General features: G+C 42.6%; 2 protein-coding genes. Both read right to left on the bottom strand.

Going from position 1 to position 3040, the window contains the following annotated elements; genetic code table 11:
- Positions 1–210: 210 nt before the first annotated feature.
- A complete protein-coding gene (gene arsS / locus IM500_RS04115) occupies positions 211–1188 on the bottom strand; it encodes an arsenosugar biosynthesis radical SAM (seleno)protein ArsS (protein ID WP_190720723.1) in 978 nt (325 codons plus the stop codon).
- 197 nt (positions 1189–1385) lie between these two features.
- Positions 1386–2360 carry an arsenosugar biosynthesis arsenite methyltransferase ArsM gene (gene arsM / locus IM500_RS04110; RefSeq protein WP_190720720.1) on the bottom strand — a complete coding sequence of 325 codons (975 nt, stop codon included), beginning with the start codon at positions 2358–2360 and terminating at the stop codon, positions 1386–1388.
- Positions 2361–3040 lie beyond the last annotated feature (680 nt).

The raw sequence follows: 3040 nt of genomic DNA, 5'->3' as shown, positions 1-3040 counted from the left end.
CAGGTTTTTGGGGGTCCCAATCCGATTTTCGCAGCATGAACATCGGATTTTAACAGGTCAAAAGCCTTATTTTAAAAGGGTTTTACCATTATTCAGCCGACCCTATCTAAGATTACTCGTTAAGACAGCACCGGAGTTGGTAGCAGGGAGAGCTAGTCCGAGCATTTGTACTAAATTTTCCGAGACGCGGTGTCAATTCAGTACATTTGTTCAGATTGAAATCAAAGCTCCCCCACAACTGGAACCGCTGCCGGCAGTGCAACCGTAGCAATAGGAAGCGGTTTGTACCTCTGCAATTAGCTCTAAAGTACCCGCTTGTAATAAATCTGGCAGGGTTAATTTTTGGCCTTGACCGGTGCAAGCGACCAGATCTTCCATCTGATTAAAATCGCAGTCATAGATATTACCCAAATAATCAATGGAAAGCTGATTACGACACATCAAATGCTCGACAGTATCGCCATTAAAATGGTCTTCGAGGAATTGAATATAGGGTTGATAGAGTTGCCGGTGTTCCAGATGGAAGCGTGTCCTTCCGACGGGTAGGTTAGTGATAGTAAATAGATTGTTAAAAGAAATATTAAAATGTTCTTGCAAGAACTTTTTGTAATCCCGTGTCAGGGATACCTGATCCGGTGTGAGAGAAAAATTCTCTGACTTAGGAATCTGGGGATTATAGACTAAATCCACAATCAAATTCGGCTCTTGAGCGTAGCCGAGACGGTTTAACCATTGTAAAGCGGCGATTGATCGGTCATAGACTCCCAGACCGCGCATTTTATCCACATTATCGGCAAGATAACAGGGTAAAGAAGCCACCACCCGCAACTGATGGCCAGCGCAATATTCAGGAATATAAGTAAATCCTTTCTCGAAATAAATAGTTAAATTCGAGCGCACAATTACCTGTTTCCCAGCTTTTCTAGAGATTTCCACAATCGGCTTAAAACCGTAGAGCATTTCCGGAGCACCGCCGGTCATATCGACGGTTTTAATTTGGGGAAATCTTTCGATCAGTTCGATAATTTGTTCGCACACTTCTGGAGTCATTTCTTCGGAACGACCTCGACTAGCTTCCACATGACAATGGCTACAGGCAAGGTTACATCTTTTCCCCAAATTAATTTGCAGAACCGAGATTTTTTGCTTAGTTAAAGGAGTTTTTAGTTTCTCAACAAAAGGAGTCATGGGAGAGTAAACAGTAATCAGTAAACAGTAATTAGTAAACAGTAATTAGTAAACAGTAAACAGTGACCAATAACTAATCAATGATAACTGATAACTGATAACTGATAACTGGTAACTGGTAACTGATAACTGATAACTGATAACTGATAACTGATAACTGATAACTGAGGGATCGAACTTGTCTCGACGCTGCTTTTTTAACAGCAACCGCCCCCGTTATAGTGCCAAGTGGACTCGGTGATGAGGATATCTTGGGGAGAGGAGCGAGCTAAGTTGCCCGCAGTTTTATCACAGACGGCCACCGGCAATCCTTTGGCTAAAATATGCCCGGCACCATCATCGAAAATTGCCTCCGTACCAGTATAAATAGCAGTTTTGCCCGTAAAAATACAGGCCCCATCTTCGGGAATAGCCAGTTTAAAAGCAACGGAATCCAAACTTTCTAATAGGAGCGGATCGGCTAAATTATAACTCTGACAGTCCAGTAAACGATAGGGACGACGGTCCCGAATTTCTACCTGACCAAAACCAGCATCGATCAACTGTTTAATATAATCATCGTAGGTTAAGGCCCCCGATAGACACATAGCTCGTAAACGCTGATCTTCTTGCAAATGTTCGGGGATTGGACGAGTGGCGATCGGATCGCTCATCAGTAAACGTCCTCCCGGTTTTAAGACGCGAAAGGCTTCCCGTAAAGCTAACTGTAAATCGGCTGGTTTAAAGATATTAAAAAGACAATTCTGCGCCACTACATCGACGGAGGCATCCTCCACCGGCAATTCAAAGGCGGAACCATCTCTAATTTCCACAAAATCGAGACTAAACCAGGGATTTTCCAGCAGCGCTTCGCTGAGATTTCTTTGGGCTGCCCAACGCATTTCTGGCACTGGATCCACCGCAATGACTCCCCCTGGACGACGGGAAAAATAGGCGAATTGCAGTGCTTCTAAACCACCACCCACACCCACATACAAAACCCTGGGAGAATTGCCTAATTCATTGGCCTGCACCGTCGTGCCACAACCATAGTTCATCTCTTGCATAATGGCAGGGATTTTTAACCCCGGTAGTTGCAAAGGACTGCTTTGGACACAACATAGCCCCACTTCGGGAGTTTGGGCTACTTCGCTGTAAAATTTGGCAGTAGCTTCCAGATAAGTCATTTTCATCCTTTAAACTCCTTTTCTATGATCAATTCAAGGACCGACTTCGCATCCTCGCCCAACGCTATCGTAGCATTCGTACTGACCTATAAACGCTTAAAATGCGTCTTAGTTTATCTTGATGCTCCGAGATCTCGAATATAGTCATTTCAATTAAGATTGAGAATATCAATGCCAGAGTTCATAAGGGTTTAACCGGTCTAGAGTGTATCAGACTTATCTGAAATGACTATAAATCTTCTTCGGCCTGTTGATAAGAGGTTTTGGCACAAGCACGCAGACAGCACTTCCTTAATTAGGTGATTTCTGACAAAGAGTTTACCTAATCTAATCAACTTAAAAAATAAGGGTAAAATAGTTAGGGTTTGCTGAAAAAGCCTGAAATGCCGATAGGAAAAAGGTTTCGACTCAATCAAGTCGAGAAAAAAGGCCCAAAAAAAGGTAAAATGCCCTAAAAGCCCGGCACTTTTTTCATTAAGTACAGATGTATCGTCATCGACCCAGCAACTCCCCATCTAGGATGACATGGTGCTAGAATTTCGTTTCTATACTTTGCACGGCTACAACTTGCATTTTTTACTCAAGGACAATAATATAGTTTAAGAGTCATAATTAGAAGCAAAGCACTCATTAAAAACATGATTAACCTAGAATTCACGGAAGAAGAAAAGAACTCACTGTATTAT

The sequence above is a fragment of the Microcystis sp. M179S2 genome (genome assembly GCF_020245805.1).
Lineage (GTDB): Bacteria > Cyanobacteriota > Cyanobacteriia > Cyanobacteriales > Microcystaceae > Microcystis > Microcystis aeruginosa.
This window is presented reverse-complemented; position numbering and strand designations above follow the sequence as displayed.

Bases quoted from the DNA above. Each gene is read 5' to 3' on its own strand.
- arsS (WP_190720723.1), bottom strand. From the start codon at position 1,188: ATGACTCCTTTTGTTGAGAAACTAAAAACTCCTTTAACTAAGCAAAAA.
- arsM (WP_190720720.1), bottom strand. From the start codon at position 2,360: ATGAAAATGACTTATCTGGAAGCTACTGCCAAATTTTACAGCGAAGTA.